The organism is uncultured Agrobacterium sp. (assembly GCF_913777885.1).
Classification (GTDB): Bacteria; Pseudomonadota; Alphaproteobacteria; order Rhizobiales; family Rhizobiaceae; genus Agrobacterium.
Window position 1 is genome coordinate 123,917 of the sequence record NZ_CAJYTV010000021.1, and the last position, 19,642, is coordinate 143,558.

Here is a 19,642-nt window from a genome sequence, read left to right on the forward strand (position 1 = left end):
CTTATCTCGCTCTAAAAGCTGCAGTGATCGGTGTGCGCATGGCGTTGATGGCGGGCACTAGGCCGGTAAGGAGCCCAAGCGCCCCGATGAGCGAGGAGGACTTGGCAAGTACGGTCGTCGAGAAGACGAGGCCTAGTGCCGATCCGGCCATTACAGTGGCAACCTTCGCCAAAGCGAGGCCGAGCGCGCCGCCGACGGCAAAAATGAGCAGCGTCTCGCCGAGGATCAGCAGGAGAATATGCCCACGTGAGAACCCGAGAGTTTTCAGCACGCCGATTTCGAAGGTGCGTTCGCGCACTGCGAAGATCATAGTGTTGATGACGATCATCAGGAGGGTCACGAAAGCTGCGCCCACCACCAGATTGATGATCAGCCCGACATCCGCATATTGGCGCAGGAAGCCTTCCAGAAACTGCTTTTCCGACTGTGTGCGGGTTGGCGTTGCCGAATTGGCGAAGAGGGCATCAATACGCGCTGCAAGCGCGCCGGGGGAGGTGCTCGGTGCTGGTCGCACGAGGAAGGCATCGACAGTATCCGTGCCGCGCGAACGCAACGTATTGATGTAATCGTAATTCGCCAGCATGAAATAGGTGTCGGTGCTGGCGGTCTCGCCCTCGAAGATGCCTGCGATGTCGAAACGCCAATTGCGCGTTCCGTCTTTGCGCACGGTCTGGAATGAGGTGACCGTGATGCGCTGACCAACCGACCATCCCTGTGCTTGCGCGAGCGCACGGCCAACCAGCACCCTGTCGCGCGCAGCTCCGATCGCCGAAAGCAAATCTGGCGTCAGGCCAAGCTCCTTGCCGTTCACCTTGGCGATCAGTGCCGGATTGATGGCGCTCACGGCCAACACATTTTTCTCGACACTGACGTAGCCGCGCATGCGCGTCATGTAAGCGACCGAAGCGACACCGGGTTCGGAGGAGATGCGTGTCATGGCAGCCATCGGCAAGGCTTGTGTTCGCCCTGCCGCGCTCATGACGCCCAAGAGATCATCGCTGGCGCCGGTCGTTCCCTGTGTTCCATTCAGGAAGCTCGCGGTCAGTCCGTAGATCAGGAAAGCGACTGTTACGCAGAAGATCAACAGAAACGTTCGCAATGGCTTGCGCCAGGCGTTGCGCCTGGCAAGGCGGAAGAAGCTCATCAAGCCGCCTCCCTCTCTTCGACGAAACGTCCCTTGTCTAGGTACAAGGTCCGGCGAGCTTGGCGTGCGGCCTGCGGATCGTGGGTCACCATTACGATGGTCTTATCCAGTTCCCGGTTAAGGAGACGCAGCATCTCGAGAACGTTGTCTGCTGACTTGCGGTCGAGATCGCCGGTTGGCTCGTCGCAAAGCAGCAGATCAGGATCGGCCGCGATGGCGCGGGCAATGCCGACCCGCTGTTGCTGGCCGCCGGACATCAGGCCCGGATACTGTCGCTCACGCCCCGCAAGGCCGACGAGATCGAGAACCTTGCTGACGCGGACGCGACGCTCTTTTGCCGAGACCGGCTTGAGCAGGAGCGGCAGTTCGACATTCTCCGCAGCAGTCAGCATCGGCAGGAGATTGTAGAACTGAAACACGATGCCCATGTTATGCGCGCGCCATGCCGAACGGGCGCCCTCTCCCATCAGGTCCAGTCTCGCTCCGCCAATGGCGATCTCGCCTGCGTCAGCATTTTCGACGCCCGCCAGCAGGTTGAGCAGCGTCGATTTGCCCGATCCTGACGGACCCATTACGGCAACGAAATCGCCGCGCGCGATGTCCAGATCGAGGTCGTCAAAGATCGGGATCGCCTCCCCTCCAATCCTGTATCCCTTTTTGACATTTCGAAAACGGATAAACGGCGTGCTTGTTGGCCGATGATTCATGGCTGGGCTTCTCCAACGTGGGCTTTGGGGGCAGTCTGGGTCTCTTCAACAGCGATGCGTATTCGTGCCGCCATGTTAGGCTTGATGCCGTCGGGCGGACTGAGGAGTGAGAGCCTGATCCCGATCGTGCCCTTTTCGGCGGATGCGACCGGAGCGACCCGCTGGAGCTCGATCCTGAATGGTTGGTCGGGAAAGCCGTCGAGGACTGCCTCGCCAGACAAGCCATGTCGAAGCATCGAGGTATTGGCTTCGGCAACATCGGCGTCGATGACCGTGCTGTTCATGTCCGTGAGCGTTAGAAGGCTTTGGCTTTCCCTGACGCTATCCGCACGTGCAAGCACCGTATCGCCTAAATGGGCGGTCAGTTTCGTCACGGTTCCGGCAAAAGGCGCGCGTACCGTCAGTGAATCCACTTGCTCTTGCGCAACACGGATTGCCAGTTCAGCCCTGGCTATATCCTGGCGAGCCTGATCGACGAGGTTGCCAGCGCTATTCCAGGCTGCCTCCGCAGCCTCAAGCTCCTTTCTGGACGCGGCATTACGCTGGACGAGCGTCTCGACGCGGTGAAAAGCCGCCGTCATCTGCGCGAGGCTGATTTCTCGTGCAGCTAGGACGAGAACAGCGGATACCTTGGTCGCCTTTGCCTGTTCAAGAGACAGCGTTGCGCTTGCATCCCTCAGCATGACGAGTGGCTGGCCCGACCGGACCCGATCGCCAGGCTCGACGGCGATGCCAATGATCTCGCCTTGATATTTGGAAAAGACGGCTGTCGATTGCTGTGCGACGACGTAGCCGGAGCCGGTAATCTCACGAGCGACCGGCGACGAAGTTTTATCTTGGGCGGGCGACTTACCGCTTTCGATCGCGTCCTCAGGAAGCGAAATGGACCCGACTGTTGTGGCAGGTTCAAGTGCTCCAGAACGCGAGGTGTTGATATCCATCGCGAAGTTTGAGGAGATGAGGATGATGGTCGCAGGAATTACTGCGGCCATCATGACGCCCGTGACCCAAAGGATCGCTTTGCGGCGTGGCTTCGGCGGTTCGGCCATAGTCTCCAGAGACAGAGACTTGAGCGTTTCGGCGAGCTTTCGGTTGTGTTCGGTGAGGGTGTTCATGCTGCAATTAATGCGACCTCAGTGGGCCGTGCTCGACCTCGAACGCGTTTCAGACCGAACTGAATCGCGATTTCGGACGTAGCGTAGGTAACTCAGCCAGTGTTTGCGCGGCTTGATCGCCATTGGACAGGTGCCATGTCGGTGACCCTGCGAAACTCACGGTTGAAATTGGATTTGGTCTGGAAACCGACATCAAGCATGACTTCGGTGACCGATTTTTCTGTCTCGGCTAGAAGCTGACAAGCCTCCGCGATACGGAACTCGTTGACATATTGTGAGACATTCTTGCCAGTTGTCCGGTTAATTGCGCTCGAGATCTGCCGCGCGGGGATAACAGCTTTGCGCGCCAGCCGATCAAGGTTGAGCTCGGGGTCGCGATACGAGTGCCTCGTTTCCATAAGAGATTGGATTGCGGCTAGCGTCTCCTTGTCGCTCGGCTCGTCAGCGGTAGGAGCCTCGATTTCGACCTCCGAGGATTCCCGTCCTTGGACCGCGACGGCAGCCGCAATCGAGAGAACGACCAGCGCAATGAGGTTGCCGATCGCCACCATGCTGGGCGCATGCTTCCCTTGCGTCCAGGAGAAATCGAGGAATACCAGCAGGTCGAGCGCCGCCGACATCAGCAAGGCCAGAGCGGCAAAGACGAGAGCTCGATAGACAGGAAGCGCACTCTCGAAGGGCGTCTTCCTCAATGCATCGGGTCCCCGCCGCATGAGATTGAGGATCGCTCCTGCATATCCGATGAAAAGCGCCGGCAGAACCACATCGATGGCGCTTCGCCATCCCGTCACGGTCAACAGAATGACGATGGCAAACGCCGGAACGGAGTGCAAGACAATCGACCAATCAAGAGTGCGATCCTCTTTGTGGACAAGCCGCGTGACACCACAATAGACCAGAGGGGGAACGAACGCGGCGCCCACAGGCGCCACATACATCACCTCGACAATATCGTAGCCCCACCGTAGCCCCGACAGAAATGCCTGGAACGCGCTGAGCAGGATAAGTGCAAGAAACGGGATATTTCGCGAACCACTGTCATTCCCGGCCCTGACCAGGCCGACGAAAAGGATCACGAGGAGTATGGCGACAAAAAACGAGAGCGGAAGGAAGGGCATGCGAGCCAAGCGTTGAGGGTGGGAGCGAAGAACTTTTCTTTTGCAGTTTGTTGAGCCTTTGGCGACCTGAAACGCGTTTTAGGTCGCGTTCGTCGCCGAACTCCAACCGAGGCGACACGAGTTTTGCGGACTCGCTCGACATCGCGGAAGATGGAAGTTGCGGCCGCAATGCTCGGTGAAGGCGCAAAGCATCACCGGGCTTGAAGATCAGAATCAAGTTTCGAACTCAATCTAGCAGCTTGGTAGTAAGCGCCTATCGCCCCAGATAACACGCCCGGGGGCGTATCAGTTTGTCATCTAGCTTCTGCTCCAGGGCATGGGCGACCCATCCGACAGTCCGTGCGATGGCAAAAATTGCAAGCGCCGCACCGCGAGGCAGATTCAGGCTCCGCCGGAGGCTGACGAGCGCCACATCGCAGGTAGGCAGTTGCCCGGCAGTCTCGTTCATCATTTGCAAAAGCTCGTCGCGTTGCGCAGCAGGCGGGAGATAGGGCAACAAGCCAGTCGCTCGTGGGTCACCGTCTGGATAGAGCGGATGATGAAATCCGGGAATGGCTTCACCCCGACGCAAGCGTTCGTCGATGACCCGCTCGACATCTCCAGATCGCTCCAGTTCATCGAATAAAAGTTCGACAAGGCTCGTCATGCCGCCATGCAGGGGACCGCTCAACGCGGAAAGTCCTGCATTCAGGCACGCCCCCAGCGATGCCCCTGTCGAAGCGACGACGCGAACCGCAAATGCCGAGGTATTGAGTTCGTGATCGGCCTGCAGCACCAGGGCTCGCCGAATGAGATCCGCACCTGCCGCGTCCGTCTCCCATGCGTCCGCGAGGAACAGGTGAATCGCCTGCGTCTTCGGTTGGCTTGAGGTGCAGGCACCGGCGATGCCTCGCAACATGGCTGCGGCCCCAGGCCAGAGACGCCGGTTGTCGCGCCGCCAAGCGGTCACACGACCTACTTCCAAAAGGGGTAGAAGGGCCTGGCACCGCTCTGTCAATGGCAGATTTCTGGCATGGTCGAGTAACGGTTGTGGCCACGGGGTCGGGATGGCTTTCACATCATCGAATGGATCAGCTTCGCCGCAGTCCCAAAGCAGGCGGGCAACGTCCTCAAGGGTCGCCGCCTGCGAGAGAGCAAGAGCGTCCTGACCGCGATAACGTAGTTGGCCCTCCGCAATTTCCGTTATGGCTGACTCGAGCACCGGCACGCCCCAGTCAAGCGCAGCCGCAGCTACCTGACGGGGACGCCGCCCAACGTTTTTCCTCTTCTTCAGCGCTTCAATGTCGTGTGCGCTGTAGAGCCTGCGGCGTGGATCGTCTGCTGAGTCGCTGGTGTGGATCAACCCACGGCTCACGTAAGCATAAAGCGTTGCACGGCTGATACCCAGCTCGGCCGCAGCGCGATCGGCAGGCATAAACTTGTCGGGATGCCGCATGATAATCTCGTATTGATTATATGAATCAAGATTGACGATATATTTGCACTGCAACATCCTCAAGCATGTTTCACGCTTAAGGAGGAAAATTACCGTGTCCCCCACCCGTGCTCTTGTCGACAAAAGCCCTGCTCCCGGTCTTGATAATGTCGTTGCCGCTGAAACTATGCTCAGTCATGTGGACGGCCAGGCGGGCGAGCTTGTTGTTCGAGGCTACCATCTGGCTGAGTTGGCTGACTGGCCTTTCGAACAGGTGCTGGAGCTCCTATGGTCCGAGCAGACGGCGATGAATATCTCAGCCCGAGCCATTCGTTCGCTACTAGGAGAGGCACGGCTACGCTCATTCGAATTGATGCAGCCGCTCCTCCCGGGTCTGCCCTCCCTCACCTCCGTCGAGGCTTTACGTCTTTTCTTGTCTTCACTGCCGGACGGCGAAACCACCCAGTATCACTTAATGGCCGTCGCAGCCGTGCCAGTCTTTACCACGGCCATCATCCGCAGCAGGCAGGGACTTGTGCCAATAGCACCGGATGCATCGCTCGCCCATTCTGCAGATTTCCTGCGAATGCTGTCCGGCACATTGCCTTCTGCAGAAAAAGTACGAGCCCTTGATACATATCTGACCACCGTCGCCGATCACGGGCTGAACGCTTCCACCTTCACTGCCCGGGTGATCGCCTCGACCGGGGCCGGGCTATTTTCATCTGTCGTTGGTGCGCTTTGCGCCTTGAAGGGACCCTTACACGGTGGCGCACCAGGCCCTGTGCTGGATATGCTGGACGCCATCGGTACTGTGGCCGAAATCGAACCGTGGCTGCTGGGCGCGCTTGGGCGTGGAGAACGTCTTATGGGATTCGGCCACCGAATCTACCGGGTCCGTGACCCGCGCGCCGACGTGCTGAAACAGGCCGTTTCCACCCTGAAAGAAGGCTCCGACCGCATCGCCTTTGCGGGAAAAGTGGAGGAAGCGGCACTAGCACTTCTCAAGGAGAAGAAGCCTCTGCGTCCTCTGCAGACCAACGTCGAATTCTATACCGCACTCTTGCTGGAAGCGGTTGGTTTTCCGCGCGATAGCTTCACCAATGTCTTCGCGGCCGGGCGTATGGCGGGCTGGACAGCCCATGTTTTGGAACAGGAGCGCACGGGACGCCTAATTCGCCCACAATCCCGCTATATCGGTCCGGATCCAAAGTGAATTTGCGCAGCCATGACGAACATGAAATATCACCTGCCTGCCCTTGATTGGGAAAGAGATTACATCTCTCACGCCCCTAAAGAATAAGCAGCCCTAGTTGTTGCGATGGTCGGCGGCTGCTTGTGCCCAAAGGCCGGCCTAAAGAGCATTTTGCGGTTTTGAACGGTCCTAATCCGGTCTCGTCATCCCCAATGCTTTGGCATCGGGGGGGTCGATAGCCGACCGTCGCGCAGATATCCGGTAGTCTAGGCCTTAAAGGGATTCGAACCGGACTCCAGGGCACTCAACGGATTTGTCTATTTTAGATCTTCCCGCTTAGCCAGCCGGTGCTCGACAGATGGGGGCGTCGCGACCTAGCTTGAAACCGGCGCTCAAGTCGACCATCGGCACAGTTGTTTGCGTCAGCGTGAGAAAATTACGCCCATTTCGACAAGATGACGATAATTTCGAACAACTCAGGCAAACGTCGGCGTGCAGTAGATTTGCCCCTCGCGTTACCTCCCCGCCCCTGGTACCCATAACACGTCCGCCAATCCGCCCTGATTCTCACTGCGAGCAAGAACAAACAGAAGGTCGGAGAGACGATTGATATATTGAACAGACAGATTCCCAAGCTCCTCTTTTCCACCGAGTCTGACTATCTCTCTCTCAGCCCGCCTCGTCACTGTTCGAGCTAGGTGTAAAAACGCTGACGCAGACGATCCGCCTGGCAATACAAACGAGTTAAGCGGTTGAAGCTCGGCATTTAAACCATCAATCGTGTGCTCCAGCCAATCTACTTGCGACTGTGTGATCCGTAGTGATTGCCTTTCGTCCTCCTGGACGGGCGTGCAGAGGTCTGCTCCTAAATCAAACAGGTCATTTTGGATGCGACGAAGGATATCATCAGCGATTTCCGAGGCATATAGTCTCGCAAGGCCGATTGCGGAATTGACTTCATCAACCGAGCCATATGCCTCCACACGCGGATCATGTTTAGGTACTCTATCTCCGTTGCCAAGGCTCGTGTCACCTGTATCTCCGCCTCGAGTGTAAATCTTCGTTAACTTTACCATAGAGCTGCCTTAAAATTTGATTTGCGTTAAGTATGCTTGAGCTTTCGTTCTTCTCGTTGTGAACCGGAAGGCGTGTCTACCTTACGCATCATCAACCATTCAAACAGAAAGCGCGCCGACAGGTGGGCTGCAGTATCGGAAGACTCTAGGGTGGGGTTCACCTCCATGATATCGAGTGCGACAACAGGATACTCTTGAAGGATTGAGGGAATTGACATGAATTCTGCTGACGTAATCCCTCCGACAGTAGTGTGCCCAGTCCCGCACGTCGTCGCGACGTCGCAAACGTCAATATCAACGGAGACATAAAGGGAATCGCACTTCTCCATGGTAGTGTTCAGCGCCGATCTGAGAGATTGCGCGAAGCCGACACGCCTGATTTTCCACATCGGCTCGATAGTCATGCCTGCTTCCAGTAAAGCGTCGTACTGGGTAGCAGACGTGAAGTCCCCAACCCCCACAAAAGACATTGCGGAAGGGTCGAAACCTGAAATCTCGGAGATTCGGCGTGAGTTAGAACCGTGGTAATACTCGCCGTGCAAGGCGGAGCTCGATCCGAAATCAAAGTGGTTGTCGATGTGAACATAACCCAGTCGGGAGTTCTCCCGGTTCGCACGGGATGCAGCAAATACACCAACAAATATCGGATAAGTCAGCATATGCTCACCGCCGAGAGTGACGATCCTTTTTGCGGTTTTTGCTAAATGAAAAATTTCAGACGCAGTGGCTTGTACCTGTTTGATAGGGTTTGTAGGAAATACGTGCAGATCGCCTACATCAGCAGCATTGCTCTTTTTAAGTTCATATAATTCACCATCCTGCATACTGCGAAAACGCCCGATATCGCGCGAGCCAAACTGGTTTGCAAACCCATGACTAGCGCGTCGGATGGCGTCAGGACCATGACGCGCCCCAATGCGACTGGAGGCGGTAGAGTCAAAAGATATCGAACATACGGCGGTATCTATGTGATTTGGCAAGCTACCAATCTCGCAACCGGCGACGTCGAAAAGCGTAGTGTGCCGATTGCACCAACCTGGTAATGGATATTTAGAATAGGTCTGCCACTCCTTAATGAGATCATCAGTTTTCACTCGCTGTCTCCCCTGCTGCAACCTTCCTACCCGTGATAGCCGTACACAGGGCGACAATTTCGCGGAACTGGACCCACGAATCTTCCGCGCTTTGATTGAATGGCTCGAAGACAACCGGCATATCCTCACGCCAGTGCGCAAAATTCCAGTCTCGAATGCGATTCTTGATCAATGGAAAGATTGGCGTCTTGGGATAGGGGACGAAGTTATATATATTATAAAGAAATATAAAATCTTGGGTCTTCCACAGAAAATCCATCGTCTTCTTGTGGCTATCTTGGGTGCTGTGAGGAAGTCCGCCGAGCACATTTAGTATCACTTTAAGCCCGTGTGAGTTCATCTTCTCGAACGCTTGAAGATATCGATCCGACCTGCTGACCTTCTTCATTTTTCGAAGTAGATCTGAATCGGCCGTCTCGAAGCCCATCTCTACTACCTTCACACCCAGCTCCACCATCTGATCGATCAAATCGTCCGAGATTAACTCAATGTGCGTCTGGACTATAAAGTCGTATCCCGCGCCGCAGGCTACATCCAGAAGATTGGACACAGCCTCTTTTGATTGACCAAAAGTTTTGTCCCCAACATAGATTGTACGAAGATTGGGAAATGTTGATTTGATATCTTGAAATTCACTGCGCAAGTCATCACGCGCGACCAAATGAAGTTGCTTAGACCACGCATCTCCACAAAATGTACAGCCAAACAGGCAGCCATGGGACGAGTTCAGCCTGATAAGGGGAACTTTGTCAGCGAATGGTTTGAGATATCGATAATCAGGTCTGTAGCTTATTGGTGATAATTGGCGTCCAAGAACGGGCTTGGTTCCTGCAAAGCCAGCGGATTGACGGATCTCATCAAGCATCCCCCCGCGAGCCAAGCCTCTAAAAATAGTGGTGAAGTCAGCCGGCTCGGCGAGATCGGCCATATTACCGCCAATGACGGTAGTTACACCTTCTGCCAGAAGAAGCTTCGAGACGTCTCGCGCAAGATCGAAGTTTTGAGCAAGAGGTGATAAAAAAACGCCGGTCGCTCCTGTAATGCTATCTAATAAGCTGACACTTAAGTTCTTGGCATCTGCTGGCAACCTACTCAGGTCGTGGAACGTCGTGTCGGATCGCCCAATAGCGCCGTCTAGATGAGCGACCCAAAGTGGTGCCTCCCACAACTCACCGTCAGGAATGAAATAGCTTGGAAATACGGTACGGTATAGCTTGGAATAATTTTCGTAATAGGACACAATCTCTGGCGCGGGATCTGCTTGAGACGGAAAAGGTAACTGCACAAGGGCGACCTTATCAAACACGGTCCCCGTGAAATCGCGCTGCCGGGCAACTTGAGCGTCACGCATAGCACTTCCTTTCGCCAACAAACCCCATCCGAGTGTGTTCTTCACAACGGAAAAACACTAAGAACGAAACCGTTTCTTCAATCGCGTCAGCGCTGACCGATGCTTTCACGAAGATACTGATAAAGCACAGTAACTCGTGCTACCCAGTTTTCCGCTTTGACTGGGTCAGGAGCTTCCGACAAGAAGACAACAGCAAGCATCGTTGCCGTATACAATCGATATGCCAAAGAGAGCGCTTCGGTCGCGTCGTCATCTAAGATTTTACGTCCATATCCAGCCGCGAACTCAGGTCCGAAAAGCCCATATTCCGCGATGCGATATAATTCCAACCTCGGTGGCCCGATAAGCGCATTCGACCAATCCACCAACGCAAGTATTTCTTTTTCCTTGCAAAGGATATTGTCGAGACGAACGTCCATGTGAAGCAACGCAACGGCGTCACGATCCTCCGACAGGACCTCGGCCAAAATTTCTTGTGAGGGCGACCAAATAGGCTGTGCCGTGAGTTTTTGAACCACTTCAGTTCGCTGTTTAATCAGGTGCGACACTGTTTTTTGCCAAGTGTCAAGACGCTGTGCTACAGGTACGATCTCAGGAGGCCTAACCGCATGCAACGAAGCAACCATCGCACCAAGATCGTGCAACGATGGCACTGAGCGATCACATTCGATGAACTGCATTGCCAAAAATCCGAGACCGTCTGGATGGTCTGGGAGATGTAGGCTGTAAGGAGCTGCAACAGGGAACCCCTGATGGCTCAGATATTCAGCTATAGCGTACTCTTGACGCAGCAGGTCGAAAGCGTCCAATCCCTGGTCGTTGTCATTTTCAATGAAGCGGACCATTGGGACCTTGATCGCAATCTCCCGATCAGAAAGGGATAGCTTGAACAGACGGGACTCGATGCCACTTCCTAAATAAGTTAATTCGCCTTTCGAGAGGGCAGGATCGAATCTTGAGAGCGACGTTTGCAGGGTTTGTCGAACGTCCGTATCTGCGCTTCCGCCTAGTCCAATGGGATCAACCGGCATTAGCTGCGGCCCGTGCAAATTCAGGAAGCTTGACCTGGTCTCGTAACGGAGTTTGGCGCCAAATGTTTTGGAGCCATTTTTCGTATTGATCACTGCTGGGCTCGTCAATTACTAGACACATCGGAACTAAAATCCGGCCTCTACCCCCACCAAGACCAGCGTGAATCAGATTGAGGTTATTGGCGATGACCAGATCGTAACTTTCGCTCTGAACCGCAACACCACAAGCTTTGTTGAAAGGAAACCAGCCTAAGCCTATTCGTTCGGATAGTGATTTGCAGAAAAATTTCCCTTGTGCTCCGATGCATCTGCCGCACGCGCAGGAAGCTGCAAATTTCGACAAACTTGGAAACTTTTCGTAGTCCGATTGCGAAAAATCAGCTTCACCGGCGTGGGGAGCCAATACGCACGCAATTCTTGACGTACTGCCCAGAGCCGCGGGCAAAGTGAGATACTTCGCGTTATAGTCCATTCTTGTTTTTTGCGCAGAAGCAATGTTCTGCGAGAGGAACTTCGCGCAAGCAGGGACATCGACAGCCATTTTATCACCTCCCATCGTCAATGCTTGGCGGATTAATGGTACGAGAGGATAATAAGCGGTCACGCTGTCGACCTCGCCGGCTTTAGCGATAAAAATTCCCTGGAACATTTTATGTGCTCTGCCTGTCGTGTATCCCTCACGCGAAAACTGTCTGTGCTCCACGCTAAAATCTGGATCGTCCAGTCTGCTTGGCGTCAAGTACGAGACGTGTGCTGCGTCGTGGTGAGGCAAAAGAGTTCGCGAAGAATGGCCGTCCGGGACAAAAGTCTCCTGAGGGTTGTCTACCTCAACATACATGTCGTCCGGAGCACCTCGACCTTTCAACTCAATTGATAGAGCATCCAGAATAGCCTTTGCCGCAGTAAAAGCCGCATCACTATCCGAAAAATGCTCGCCAAGTTTAAACCTAACGACACAGTCAGTATTGAGTATGTCTGCAGCTACAGCTACGAAATCATCCTGTGCAGGCCTATCCGCCAGCGCTGTGATGTCAGCAGAGCTCAGACGTGGCACATCGATATTGCAGTGCGCGGGGGCGGGTGAAATTTCGATGCCTGATCTCATCAGCATGGAGAAGCCTCCTCCTAATTCATCACTTCACATCTACGTTGCTCACCAGAGCAAAAGGGAATGAATGACGAGTCCCCGAACGGATAGGTTGCCTTAGTCTAAAAGCCGAAGGATAGACCGCGAACTCAACTCAGTTCGCGGGGCAATCTATGCGCGAGATATCCATACCACGAGGCGTTAAGGTATACGTGAAATAGAAAAAATCAAGCTTCGGTCAGCTTTTTTTCGAACTCCGTTCGCGCCGATTGCAGATCAACGAATTGGATTGCTGTCCATCCAGCTTTACGAGCTGCGGCAACATTATACTCGGCGTCATCGATGAGGATCGCATCTTGGGGCTGACAGTGCATAATAGCTGCTGCGGCCTTGAACACTGAAGGATCGGGCTTCTTTGCCCCCAACTCTGACGACAAGATCAACTGACGCACTTCGAGGTGTAGCGCGAAACGCTGCTGCATAATCTCCCTACCGTCTGACCAAATGTTGCTCAAAATTGCAGTAGGGTAGCATCTGGCGATGACGCGCAGAAAGTCTAAGACGGCTTCGTCAATCACTTCTTCCGCCCAGAAATCTCGCCGCAGATCCAGTACTTCGGATGCGGAAAGACCCCTGCACAAACCAAAATCCAGCCAAGCCCGTTCGGCTGAGACTCGGCCCAACGCAGCTTCTGTAGAAATTAACGATCCAAACAGTTCTTCAACCATTTCCCCTGGAGCGATACCGAGCCGTAGCTCCCAAAAATTCCGTAGTTCGCGCGATCCTGTTCGGACGATGACACCGCCGAAATCAAAGAACACAACAGGAGAAAACGTATCGATCATCTTCATCTCCACACCGACAATATACATGCCCACGTTGACAATCACCAGCAGCTTCTTATGATGCTCTCCCATGGGTTGTACTTAAAATAAAGTTGCGGCCTTTTGATGTGATTTGTGCTGGAAAAGTTGGCGCGACGGAGGTGATTCTCGTGTTCACTCCTCCTTATCTACAAGTACTCGATCAAGTTGATCCTAAACTGTTGGGCATGTTTAAGCAGTTTTGGAGACGGCCACTCTCTGAATATGTCCTTAGCATGTTCAAGCAGAGCGATACCCCCCTCTCGGAAGAGGGAAAACGATCAAAACAAAAGCTTTACCACGCTATTCGTTTGCATTTGGAGCGGTCCGGAAAAGACTGCACGTTCGATGAATTGGACTTTGACCAATTTCCAGCCATCCAAACGGGACCTCACTGCCAATTACTGCTTGATCCTCAGACCTTCTGGGCTTGGGGCTTAACTTGGCACGGCGCGAACATGGCGGGAAAATCTCGTTTTCTTGTGTACAATTGTTCAACCGTCAAGCTTGAAACCTCTGCTAAACGTGGCCCAGGCTGGATGCCAGTTGAAGGTCACCCGGTCAAAATCTTTGAGCTACGGCGCGAGGTGTTGGCGGCCACTAGCACTGTTTGTTTGCAGAGTGTGCATGGATTCAGCGCAGACGAGTTGAGCAATGTGCTTCGAAACAGTGGCATTGATAAGCGTCTTCGAGCAGATATCTTTGACACGTTAAGCAAAGCTGCGGGATCGTCGGCCGCAGACCTCATTACAAACGCAAATACTATGTTCTTTGATCGATGGACGCCACACAGCTCACCTCAACCAATTTTCATTGATGACCGGTTTGTCGCACGCCTGATCGCTCTCCACGTGGTCGATGATCAAAGTCTGATATTCCGCTTGTTGTTTGACCCCGTTGTCAGGGAAAAATTTATCTGGATACAGCGCGACCATAAGTCTGCGCCGTATGGCAATATGTTGCGGGACAGTACCAGCTTTTTTTGGACTACCAGAAATCAGCGCGTGAGAAGGATGGTTTTGAAAGATCACCATCTTGTTGAAGAGGGCAACAACGCGAATTCCATAGCACTGTGTCCATCCGAAGTTTACAATGGTCTTGCAAAAGGGCTTCTTTTGCCTGGCTTGTTTCTCACGTTCGCCGCTCTCTCAATTCTGCCGCATATCCGAGCCCTCGGTGGTACGTGGCAAATCGGATATTATCCGCTTTTCCACAAAATCATCGCAGATGTGGTGCGCGAAGTGCTAGGATTCGATGACGTCAACGAGCAGCTTGCAGTTCCGCCACTTCACGGATTCGGGATGGACCTAGTAGATCGATCTTATGATCCCATTGAAGCTATGACACTTATGCGCTCGAAGCCATTCCCCTTATCGAAAGCGGTGGAAGCGATGGGTCTGACGACATTTTCCGAGGCATCGCGTGAACTCTCGACAATCGCGACTAATGTCGGATGGATAGATCTGCATAAACGCACAGGAAGTTCCCATGTTGGTGAGGTGCTGCAATGAGTTCGCCATCACATCTGCTCGCCCATAATATACTCCTTACTGCTTCTCACCACCCCAACGCATCAGCGATACGATGGAGTGACGGTGAATGGAATTACAGGCAGTTCATGGATGCAGTTTATTACGTCGCACATCAGATCAAAATTACACAGCCCTCACCAAAGAGAGTGCTTCTCGTATTTGAACAGAATGAGCGCATGATTGCGTCGCTGGTCGGAACATTGCTGGTGGGAGCCGCATACGTGCCTGTAGATCCAACGTCTCCGGCGGAGCGATTGCGCTTCATCGCAACTGACAGCAGCGTCGACCTTGTCTTATGTGACAACCAGTGTCTACAGTTGGTCACAGAGGCGGCACTCTCGTTACCAGTCATTGTAATCGAAAAAATCTTGGAGAATTCGCCGCCCTTAGCGCCTTCTGGGGACGGGGATTCACTTGCTTATATATTGTATACTTCGGGTACTACTGGAGCACCAAAGGGAGTCATGCAAGCAAACCGAAATGTTGTCGGGATTATTGGCTCTTATGTTGACGCGCTTCGTATAGAGTCATCTGATCGGCTTACTCTTTTGCCTTCGTACGCTTTTGATGCCGCAGTGATGGACATATTTGCATCTTTGCTCAGCGGCGCTTCTCTCTGCATTCTTCCGGTGAGAAGACTTGGATTTAAAAAGATTTTAGAGCAATGCGCGAATTTTGGTTGCACTATCTGGCATTCAACTCCTACTCTTTTTGATGCTGTTTTTAGCATCTCTCACAGCCCAGTAAACGCACTTCGACTTGCCGTTTTTGGAGGAGAGGAATTGACACCGAGGCACTTTCGACTCGCGCAAAAAAGACTTCCATCCGGATGCACAGTGGTAAACGGCTTCGGCCCTACCGAATGCACAGTAGCGCTACAACATCACATGCCCTTAAGCCATCCAATTGGGGAGAATATCCCGGTGGGTCGTCCGCTAAGTGGCTTTCACGTGTTGATCAAAAACGAGGGAGGTGCTGAAGCGGAGCGCGGCGAAATCGTTATCCAGAGCTCGAAATTAGCTATTGGATATTGGAACGACCCTGCTTTGACGTCGGCAAAATTTAAGAAAGACGAAGCTGGTCATCGTCAGTATCATACTGGCGACCTGGGGGAGAGACTCAGTGACGGAACCATAGTTTTCCTCGGCAGGTTAGACCATCAGATTAAGTTTAGGGGGATAAGGGTTGAACCTGCAGAAATTGAACTCGCGCTTCAACGGTATCCGGGAGTCTCACGCGCTATTGTCGTCGTGCAAAAGACTTCAATCGCGGAACAACTTATAGCTTTTTTCCTCGCAGACAAACCTTTGCATGCTTCACTGCTGCGCGAATATTTAGCCCAGAGCATTCCTTCCAGTATAATTCCAAACGCTTTTTTCCAACTTGACAGCATTCCCTTGCGGCCAAATGGGAAAGTCGACCTAGCCGCGCTCCGACGTTCTCAAGAGACAGATATTGCTCGAGGCGACGGCGAGGTGAACAACGCCGCGGATCGTGTAGCGGCCATATGGCAGGAATTTTTAGATGTCCCAGTCACTAATTACGATACCGATTTCTTAGATCTGGGGGGTGACTCGCTTTCTGCTTTGCAAATCTCTTTGCGGCAAGAAGAGGAACTGGGTGTATCTATATCGCTCAGCAAATTCTTCGGCGGATTGACTGTTCGAGCGGTCAGCGAGGTGTCATCCTCATCTTTAGCGACGCCGCCGCATCCAATCATCGCTCATAATCCACGTTTTTGGGACCTTGCTCCTCCACAACTGAGACTACTGAGGAGACCTGATTTTAACGTGCGTGCCAGCAACCAAAACATTTGCTTTGGTTTGACGATAGTCGGGACTTTAAATGACGAGGCGTTGGAAAGAGCGATCCATCTCGTACTTGAGCGGCATCCAATTCTAAATACAAGGATCAGGCCTGACTCCGTGCCTAGATTCGAGATCTCTGGCGATGTGTCGGTCTTCGTGGAGCGACCAGCGTACAATGGAAAACCGGATAAAGCTGAAGAGGACGAGTTTATAAGCGCTCTGATGGAAAGCGAAGCCGGTAGAGCCTTTAACTTGTGCGACGAGGCCCCATTCCGGGCAATCCTCGTCCAATTATCTCAACATCGTGCGGCGCTGATCATCACAATCAATCACATGGTGTGCGATGGCTGGTCTGCAGCTCTGGTGAAGTCAGAGCTGTTTCAGCTCTATACATGTATAGTTGGTGGCAAAGCCCTCCCTGCACCACCCGCAGGATATGCCGAATTTGAAGCTTGGCGGCGCGGGATCGAGTTGTATCGAGATTACGAAGCGGACTTGAGGTACTGGAAGGAGCAGCTACGAGGGGCGTGCGGGCCATTGCAAGCCAAGCCGGAGGTGCCCCCTTACAGCTCAGCAAAGTGTCGTTTCATAATTTCAGGTGACGATTCAGAGTTGGTGCGGCTCGGTTCGAAGCACAGAAAATGCTCGATCTTCATGCTATTTCTGGCAGCATTTAACGGGTTGCTTTTCTTACGTCGCCCTGTGGACGCCGGAGTGACTGTAGGATGCGCTGCTGCCGGTCGGTCACATGCCCGCTTTCGCCGAACTGTTGGTTTATTTGATAACGTCCTTCTTTTACGAACCATGGTGGATGACCGAATGACGCTCAAACAGCTAGTGGATGCGACCCGAGAGGTAGCGGTTCAGGGCCTTCAGCGGCAGGACGTGCCATTTACCCTCATAGCAGATAGTGTAACAGAGGTTAGAGCGATGCAGTCGGCCCCTAGCACCCATGCCATGTTGACTTTCAACAACTTTGACTTCCGAATTATCCAGCCTCCCGGCGTTTCAATTCGATCTTTTCCCAAGCCTAAAATTCCTATGAGGGGGGCTTTATTTCTCGACGTCGAGGATACGGGCGACACGTTTGTTTTTGACATCTTCTTTAGGGAAGACATCTTCTCCGGCTCCGACATTGGACAGCTTTGGGATAATTTCCTTTTGCTCGTGTTCGATATAGCTAGCGACCCAGACAGACCCTTAAAGGCCTGCTGAACGTATGAAAAGTCACGCGCGCAGGATCGAAAGAATATTTGGTCAGACGATCTGGTGGTCATTGAGACATCGACGCTGGTGCCACCTGTGGTTTGCAACTTTACTACAGCATATTGGAACCTGGATGCAGATCGTAGCGGTCGGGTGGCTGCTTGTTCAACTTACCGATTCAAAGTTGGTAATTGCTCTCGCTTTTGTTGTCCCAAATATCCCACCGGCAATGTTCTTGCTTCCGTCGGGGGCAATAGCTGATCGCATCAGCCGTCGCCACATCGTCATGGTCTGCATAGCGGCTCAAGCGGTCGCCGGTATAGCTTTAGGAGTTTTCGTTTCGTTCGGAGCGGCGTCGGTAGGGCTACTGCTTTTCTCCGTTTTTTGCATTAGCGCTCTGGATTCGTTCTCTTCCCCAAGCTGGCATGCATCGCTGCCGGATCTGGTTCCAGCAAAGGACCTCGAGGCAGTCGTCACGTTGAACGGACTGTCGTTTCAAATTGCCAGAGCGATAGGCCCCGCTATTGGCGGCTTCATCATCAGCAGGTACGGAACTGCACCGGTCTTTTTTACGTACGCGCTATTTGCTCTGCCCCTCCTGTATGCAGCAACCAAGCTTCCAGTCTTCCAGAGAGGGGCTGGAACGGCAGAGCTACGCAACTCGCTTCTTAAAGACATCTTAGATGGCATGCGGGTGGCCGCGCGTGATCTACGTTTAAGAACTAGGCTAACCCTTCTTCTCATACTGGCAACTGCCTCGAGCTCATTCTTCACCTTGCTCCCTATACTATCCAATGAGACGTGGGGATCCGGAGCCATTTTGTACGGACTCTTGTTAGCAGCGTATGGCTGCGGCGCGGCCGTTGGAACTACTGTCGTAATCAAATTCCGCCATAAGGATTCCGATTTCAAAATTTTGTTTATCTGCTGCCTCTTAACGAGCTTCACGATCATATTGATCAGTACAACCGTTAACCACCCCGTATTACTGGTGCTGTCATTCCTCGTTGGAGCTACCTGGACCTCGGCTGCTTCGATCGTCAACTCTGACGTCCAGCATCTAGCGCCTAAGGAGTTTAGAGCGAGAATCATGGCAATCTACTTATTTATTCTTTTTACCACGAACGCTGTTGGAGGCATGGTTTGGGGTGCTATGGCTGACCTTTCAAGCGCCGGATCGGCGATGTGTGTTGCTGGCGTAGTCCTTTGTATCGGCGGGCCGTTAATCCTCAGTGTGCTAAAACGTGAATGATGACACTCTCCATCAATTGGAACTAGCTAGCTAGCGCTAGTTATTCTTCTGCAGCGACAACCCTTCTGGTCGCGTCTACAGTGAAGAAATCTAATCCCCACACGGGAGTTAGCGCGAGTAGACTATGAGCCGCCTTGAAGGGATATGAACCGGCGACACGCCAGTTACTGCCCACCTCGCCGCGACGATCCGGGCCCCTGCGGTCCTGGTCTCATACGTTCCACGGGTCCACAAGGACTACCCCTGTTCCCTGGAAATCCTGAATGTTCCGCGTCACCACCGCAAGCCCGTGGACAAGCGCCGTGGCGGCAATGATTGCATCAGCTTCATTACGGCGATATGGTACATGCAAATGGGCGCAACGAGTAGCAACCGCATCATCAATTACAATTGTGCGCTTAGCAAACTCCGGGCGAACCCAGCCATCCGTCCATGCGCGTAAACGAGAGCCCTGCGCAATGTCGCGGCGCTGCATGCTAAGTATCCCGCGCTCAAGCTCCAGAATTGTTATCGCAGAAATGTACAAATCCCGGGCATCGTGCGCACCTATCCAAGCCGTTACATTCGGATCGGCTTTACCGTCGCCGACCTTTCGAAGTTCGAAGATAACGTTTGTATCGAGTAAATATCTCAAGACAGATCAACTTCG

At 53.3% G+C, this 19,642-nt stretch carries 16 protein-coding genes; 4 read left to right on the forward strand and 12 right to left on the reverse strand.

Annotated features, from left to right (window positions below):
- Position 1: 1 nt before the first annotated feature.
- From QZ869_RS19645 to QZ869_RS19665, 5 genes are all read right to left on the reverse strand, one after another.
- Complete coding sequence (locus QZ869_RS19645; RefSeq protein ID WP_296106732.1) at positions 2–1,144, reverse strand: FtsX-like permease family protein; 1,143 nt, start codon at positions 1,142–1,144, stop codon at positions 2–4.
- Complete coding sequence (locus QZ869_RS19650) at positions 1,144–1,851, reverse strand: ABC transporter ATP-binding protein (RefSeq protein ID WP_296106735.1); 708 nt, start codon at positions 1,849–1,851, stop codon at positions 1,144–1,146. The genes QZ869_RS19645 and QZ869_RS19650 overlap by 1 nt, the downstream gene beginning before the upstream one ends.
- Positions 1,848–2,966 (reverse strand): efflux RND transporter periplasmic adaptor subunit, encoded by a 1,119-nt coding sequence (locus QZ869_RS19655; protein ID WP_296106738.1) that lies wholly within the window; start codon positions 2,964–2,966, stop codon positions 1,848–1,850. Before QZ869_RS19655 ends, QZ869_RS19650 begins: the two co-directional genes overlap by 4 nt.
- Before the next feature lie 92 nt (positions 2,967–3,058).
- On the reverse strand, positions 3,059–4,084 hold the full coding sequence (locus tag QZ869_RS19660; RefSeq protein WP_296106740.1) for an AraC family transcriptional regulator: 1,026 nt from the start codon (positions 4,082–4,084) through the stop codon (positions 3,059–3,061).
- Between the two features lie 253 nt (positions 4,085–4,337).
- Complete coding sequence (locus QZ869_RS19665) at positions 4,338–5,519, reverse strand: citrate/2-methylcitrate synthase (RefSeq protein WP_296106742.1); 1,182 nt, start codon at positions 5,517–5,519, stop codon at positions 4,338–4,340.
- A gap of 94 nt (positions 5,520–5,613) precedes the next feature.
- On the opposite strand from QZ869_RS19665, the gene QZ869_RS19670 reads away from it, so the two are divergent.
- Positions 5,614–6,714, forward strand: coding sequence for a citrate synthase/methylcitrate synthase (locus QZ869_RS19670; RefSeq protein WP_296106744.1), 1,101 nt, complete (start codon positions 5,614–5,616; stop codon positions 6,712–6,714).
- Between the two features lie 494 nt (positions 6,715–7,208).
- On the opposite strand, the gene QZ869_RS19675 is transcribed toward QZ869_RS19670, so the two are convergent.
- The 6 genes from QZ869_RS19675 to QZ869_RS19700 all read right to left on the reverse strand — a co-directional run bounded on the left by QZ869_RS19675 (position 7,209) and on the right by QZ869_RS19700 (position 13,249).
- Positions 7,209–7,769, reverse strand: a complete 561-nt coding sequence (locus tag QZ869_RS19675; RefSeq protein WP_296106745.1) for a cob(I)yrinic acid a,c-diamide adenosyltransferase — start codon at positions 7,767–7,769, stop codon at positions 7,209–7,211.
- Positions 7,770–7,795: 26 nt separating this feature from the next.
- Entirely contained in the window at positions 7,796–8,863 is a 1,068-nt protein-coding gene (locus tag QZ869_RS19680) for an arginase family protein (protein ID WP_296106748.1), read from the reverse strand.
- Entirely contained in the window at positions 8,853–10,214 is a 1,362-nt protein-coding gene (locus QZ869_RS19685; RefSeq protein WP_296106751.1) for a radical SAM protein, read from the reverse strand. The genes QZ869_RS19680 and QZ869_RS19685 overlap by 11 nt, the downstream gene beginning before the upstream one ends.
- Positions 10,215–10,300: 86 nt before the next feature.
- Positions 10,301–11,245, reverse strand: coding sequence for an aminoglycoside phosphotransferase family protein (locus QZ869_RS19690; RefSeq protein ID WP_296106754.1), 945 nt, complete (start codon positions 11,243–11,245; stop codon positions 10,301–10,303).
- Positions 11,235–12,356 (reverse strand): hypothetical protein, encoded by a 1,122-nt coding sequence (locus QZ869_RS19695; RefSeq protein ID WP_296106756.1) that lies wholly within the window; start codon positions 12,354–12,356, stop codon positions 11,235–11,237. The genes QZ869_RS19690 and QZ869_RS19695 overlap by 11 nt, the downstream gene beginning before the upstream one ends.
- Positions 12,357–12,559: 203 nt before the next feature.
- Positions 12,560–13,249, reverse strand: a complete 690-nt coding sequence (locus tag QZ869_RS19700; protein WP_296106759.1) for an HAD-IA family hydrolase — start codon at positions 13,247–13,249, stop codon at positions 12,560–12,562.
- Positions 13,250–13,326: 77 nt separating this feature from the next.
- Here QZ869_RS19700 and QZ869_RS19705 point away from each other — a divergent pair, with 77 nt between their 5' ends.
- From QZ869_RS19705 to QZ869_RS19715, 3 genes are read left to right on the forward strand one after another with little or no spacing between them, the layout of a single operon-like run.
- Entirely contained in the window at positions 13,327–14,706 is a 1,380-nt protein-coding gene (locus tag QZ869_RS19705) for a hypothetical protein (RefSeq protein WP_296106761.1), read from the forward strand.
- Positions 14,703–17,750 (forward strand): amino acid adenylation domain-containing protein, encoded by a 3,048-nt coding sequence (locus QZ869_RS19710; protein WP_296106763.1) that lies wholly within the window; start codon positions 14,703–14,705, stop codon positions 17,748–17,750. The genes QZ869_RS19705 and QZ869_RS19710 overlap by 4 nt, the downstream gene beginning before the upstream one ends.
- 4 nt (positions 17,751–17,754) lie before the next feature.
- Positions 17,755–18,993, forward strand: coding sequence for an MFS transporter (locus tag QZ869_RS19715; RefSeq protein WP_296106765.1), 1,239 nt, complete (start codon positions 17,755–17,757; stop codon positions 18,991–18,993).
- Positions 18,994–19,204: 211 nt separating this feature from the next.
- On the opposite strand, the gene QZ869_RS19720 is transcribed toward QZ869_RS19715, so the two are convergent.
- Positions 19,205–19,627, reverse strand: coding sequence for a type II toxin-antitoxin system VapC family toxin (locus QZ869_RS19720; RefSeq protein ID WP_296106768.1), 423 nt, complete (start codon positions 19,625–19,627; stop codon positions 19,205–19,207).
- Positions 19,628–19,642: the final 15 nt, after the last annotated feature.